The following is a 4566-nucleotide window of genomic DNA, read 5'->3' on the forward strand; positions in this document are numbered from 1 at the left end:
TCGAAGGCCTGATCAGGCGCGACATCAATCAGACCGTGAAAGAACGTATCTACCAGGCAGCATTCGTGTGCCTGATCTTGTTCGCCGGACTGGTGATCTTCAACGACGTTGTGAAATTACTGCCGCACCGATTCCAGTGAGTTGACCGTAAGTCAAAAAACGGGGCGCTTTTGCACCCCGTTTTGAATTTGCGGCACTCTCAGCAGATGGTGTCCGTGAACGCGGATCGGTAGCCCACTTTCAACATTGCAGTGAACGCGAATCATTGACACGCGCCGGGACGAGAGTGTGACCGGGCAGTTCCGGTACATGGATTAGGCAGTCGCGAATCGGGGGAATTCTCCATGAGACGTCTTCTAATCACTGCGGTTTTATTTCCCGGCTTGTGGCTTTTGTCGCCCTTGGCGCAGACCTTGTTCGGATCAGGGAGATCATCTATGGAAACACTGACGTCGAATGGGGCCAAGGAAGTATCAGGTACGATATATGGCTCTTTTGACTATGGGTTCGAAGGCAAGGGAGCCTGGGTCGGTCATGCCATTCTCGCCATCGGCGGGAATCCGCCTGTAAAGGCAACTATTGTCGATCGCAATAATTCGATAGCTCGAACTCCGGATGGAGCGATTTCCGGCACCGAGATGATTACTTTCTCATTGCCGGATGGAAGCAGTTTTGACGTGCGGGCAAAATTCACGGGGATACCAGCCTCCACTCCCGGCCTTTACAGGCTGGACGAAACCGGCACTATTGCGAATGGAACCGGAGCCTACGACCGCGTATCGGGTCAGGTCGTTGTTCAGGGCCCGTTCCTGTTTCCCGACCCGGCGACCACTCCGGGAGCACCGCCCTGGATTGCGGAGATTCATGGAGTGATTCAGGGGCTGAAGTAACGCAATTCTGTTGTGAGCCGCACCGACGGCGCGATGCGTCTACCTGGCGTCGGCCTGCGTTCTCCGGAGTTCGTGCACTAGTAATCGATCCTGTAAATGCGGACGCTTTCTGCCGGAACAACTGCCTTGATTTCCAGGCTCGTGCCGGAAGTCTGAACTTTCTGCGTCGTAATGACCTCAGTGATGGATTTTGCTGGCTTTTCCAGCGTACGGCGGAGATCCATCGTCGCGGCAGCGTTGGAGTGATTGAAAAGAAAAACCAGTCGCCCTTCCGGCGACACCATCTGCCGCAACTCAATTGGTGGGGGAGCTTTCAGCACCGGTTCCCGCAGCCCTGCCCATTCAGCGAGGATCTGACCGAGCGGATGCATCGCCACGGGCTTCTGCTGGTCTTCCTGCCCGGCAAAGCTGCCGAAGATGATTGCGCTGCCCTCGTTGTAATGGTTCTCGAACGCGATCGGTGTTCCGTCTTCCGCGAACGCCACCGCTTTCGCGGACGCGCTCAGAGTGTCGAATTGTTCTAAAAATCTCATCGATGCAAACGATGCATTGCCCCAGCGCACCTGGAATTCCTTCCCGGGAACAAGCCGCTTTTCGCGCACGCCGAACATCTCGTGCAAGCCAAAGCCGGGGATTATCGGCTCGGCGTGTCCGCGTTCATCCACCCAACCGGGCCGCGCCTCGCTGAACAGGTGACCGCCCTCGGAGACGTATTGCCGCAGCCCGTCGGCCTCCTCTCGCGTCAGCATCAGCGGATAAGGAACGATTACGAGCTTGTACTGGCGCAGTTTCTTCTTTGACAGCTCTCGCGAGCTGACCACGTCAACGGGTATATTCCGCTCGAAGAACATGCGGTGATAACCGGCGACGGCCTGGTGCATCGCCGTGCGACTGCCATAGGCGTCGTAGCCGCCCAGCAGCGGCGCCAGTGGGCTAAAGACGATCGCCGCTTCGGCGGATTCAGGATGCGAGTTCAGGAGAAGGTCGGCGTTCGCCGCAATCCTCTGTGCCGTTGCGCCTGCGCGACGGCTGCGCTCGGTGAGCGTGCCGTCGAGATTGATCATCCCGTACCCGCCGGACTCGTACCCGGCGTTCATCGGATAGAAGGCGTAGTAGTTGATCGCCCTCGCGCCGCGAGCGACCATTCCCCATGTCCACATTTCCAGATCATTCGGCGTGACCTCCGATCCAATGATGGTTCCGTGAACGCCATATCCGCTCTGGAGTTCGCCGACGTAGAAGCCGCGCCCGCCCGTGATGGCCTTCGTCAGATCCATCGCCAACACCTGCCGGTTCAAGTCCCAGTTGTGATCTGGCGAGGTAAGCTTCGGATAGAAGCTGGTCCCGAAGTAATCGACTGAATCCTTCATCAGGAAGTCATCCGAGGGGTCATACGGATCGGCCAGGGTGCGAACCAGCGGCGAAGGATTGGGCGCGTGGCTGGTGGTGATGTGATTGGGATCCACCGCCTTCACTGCGTCGTTGCGCATCTTGAGATCTTCGGCGAGTTTGTAGCCGTAGTAAATGCGCCAATCCATAAAGTCGGTGTAAGTGAGAATGGTGCCGTAGCGGGGCGGTTCTACTTCGGACCAATCGGTGAAGGTGCGGTGCCAAGCTTCGTTCAGGTTGTCGATGTTGCCGTATTTCTTTTTCAGCCACAGGCGGAAGCGCTCGATACTGCCCGGGCAGTAGCAGAACATCGGCTCCGACTTGTATCCGATCCGCGCCCAGTTCAGCGCGGCCGGTTCGCTCCACAGGTCGTAGGCATAAAACGCGGGGCTCTTTTCAGTGTGCCGCGCTACCTCGGCATAGAACGCAAGGATCGCATTGCGAACGCCGCGATGATCGATGCAGTAGCCGGGTGCGGCCTGTGAGGGGATCGGTTGCCCGTCCTGCGCCTCGTAGCGCCCGTCGGGAAATTTCTTGCCCACCCATTCGGGAGCGGAATCGACGTAGACCTGGACGATCACCTTCAGCCCAACTTCGTTCGCGAGTTTTAGAAGTAAGTCGAGATTGTCGAGGTGGTATTCGCCTTCACGTGGCTCCCCGATATTCCACTCCACCCACGTTCGAACCGTGTTGAAACCAAGTCCCTTGATCTTCAGCAGGTCTTCTTTCCAGAGGCGAGGCGAATCGGGCGTGATCTTCTCCAGCATCGGCGCGCGAGCCTTTCCGCCGCTGTACCAGACGGAAACCGGAAAGAACGGCGCAGGAGAGGTGGTTGCCGAAGCTGTTGGTTTCGGACTCTTAGTTTGCGGGAACGCGGCGCTCGCGCAGACGAGCAGCAGGACCAAGGTTCGGAAACCCTTCATTGCTTCCTCGGGAGCTATCTGGTGGTACAGCCGTAACGTACAGCAACACGGGAAGGTTCGCCACACGGATTTGGCGAGCGGGGGTCAATTCGTACCGGCGAGATTCGATGCAGATGAAAGGCATTATCCCTGTTCGAAAGAGCTAATGCCGTTCACTTATTCCCGTTTCAGTTTGCGTTCGTGGCGACTGATGCGGTCGTCTCTATCTCATCCAGATCGGTCTTGGAGAGGTGCTGGCGGCAGAGTTGCAGCTTCTCTGTGAACCATGGATCGCTTCCATGAATTCTCACCAGCCACCGATAAGCTTCGCGGTAGTTAAGTTTGTCCGCGTCGCCGTGAAGATATAGAGCTATCAGGTTCCTGGCCGCTGCAGAATTACCCTGGTTGGCTGCGAGCAGGAACCAGTGCATAGCGGCCGGGTGGTCGTACTCCTCAAGATAATGTATTCCAAGGTTGAACTGGGCCATCGCGTAGCGGCTATCGGCGGCTTTCTTGAACCACTTCAACGCCTGTCCCTGGTCTTTGGCGACGCCATCGCCATTTTCATACAAGGTTGCGAGTACGTTCTGCGCTCTCACATCCCCCTGCCGTGCCGCGATCTCGTACCACTTGGCGGCTTCGCTGGTATCCACGGGAACACCATAGCCGTGGTGATACATGAGCGCGAGGTTGAACTGGGCATCGGCGCTGCCCCGCTCGCTGGCGGCGCGGAAGCATCGGAGGGCTTCGGGATAGTTCTTCGCCGTGCCCTCTCCGAAGAAATACATGAGGCCGAGGTTGTTCATTGCGACCGGCTGGTTTTTCTTTGCTGCCTTCGCGAAGAGATCGAATGCCGCTCTTACATTCTTATCGACATGGATTCCTTTGAGATAGGCAATTGCGAGGAGGGCCTGCGCCGACGAGCGACCCTTTGCGGCAGACGCCATCAGTGCCTTGAACTCCCCGGCGCTCATTCCGCTCAACTGGTCGACGGCAGTTTTGTCGTTTTCAAGAAGGTCGGCTGCGGCAACTGTTGCCAGTAGCAACAAAGAAGCAAGAATCGTGCACCTTACCCGAGCGCGGATCATCGGGTGGCTCCTGGGTGAACGCCAAATCGTGCTAGCGGGATTGGTGGCGAAGTTTAGGCCGGTTCTGCTCTTGATGCAAGTTTTTGTTCGCTAAGGGTTTTGGGGCCGAAATGAGCTAAAACTTCAGCGCGGGGCGCCAAAACCCGCTACAAGCATCACATTTGTTAAACTGAAGACTCTGTATGGCTGAAATCAAGCGCCGCAAGTCGCATGTAGTCAATATCGGCGGGGTCCGCGTTGGCGGAGATGCACCGGTCGTGGTGCAGTCGATGACGAACACCGATACCGCCGACATCC

The 4566-nt window shown here is 57.3% G+C and carries 4 protein-coding genes; 2 read left to right on the plus strand and 2 right to left on the minus strand.

Translation table 11 applies throughout. The features are described from left to right. Positions 1–437 precede the first annotated feature (437 nt). Complete coding sequence (locus ROO76_10480) at positions 438–890, plus strand: hypothetical protein (GenBank protein MDT8068577.1); 453 nt, start codon at positions 438–440, stop codon at positions 888–890. Between the two features lie 77 nt (positions 891–967). Here ROO76_10480 and ROO76_10485 read toward each other — a convergent pair whose 3' ends face one another. Continuing rightward, positions 968–3202 (minus strand): beta-galactosidase, encoded by a 2235-nt coding sequence (locus ROO76_10485; GenBank protein MDT8068578.1) that lies wholly within the window; start codon positions 3200–3202, stop codon positions 968–970. Positions 3203–3369: 167 nt separating this feature from the next. Then, positions 3370–4269 carry a tetratricopeptide repeat protein gene (locus ROO76_10490; protein ID MDT8068579.1) on the minus strand — a complete coding sequence of 300 codons (900 nt, stop codon included), beginning with the start codon at positions 4267–4269 and terminating at the stop codon, positions 3370–3372. A 182-nt stretch (positions 4270–4451) separates the two neighbouring features. On the opposite strand from ROO76_10490, the gene ROO76_10495 reads away from it, so the two are divergent. Continuing rightward, positions 4452–4566 (plus strand): 4-hydroxy-3-methylbut-2-en-1-yl diphosphate synthase (locus tag ROO76_10495; protein ID MDT8068580.1); only part of this gene is annotated, 115 nt, incomplete at its 3' end.

Source organism: Terriglobia bacterium, from assembly GCA_032252755.1.
Classification (GTDB): domain Bacteria; phylum Acidobacteriota; class Terriglobia; order Terriglobales; family Acidobacteriaceae; genus JAVUPY01.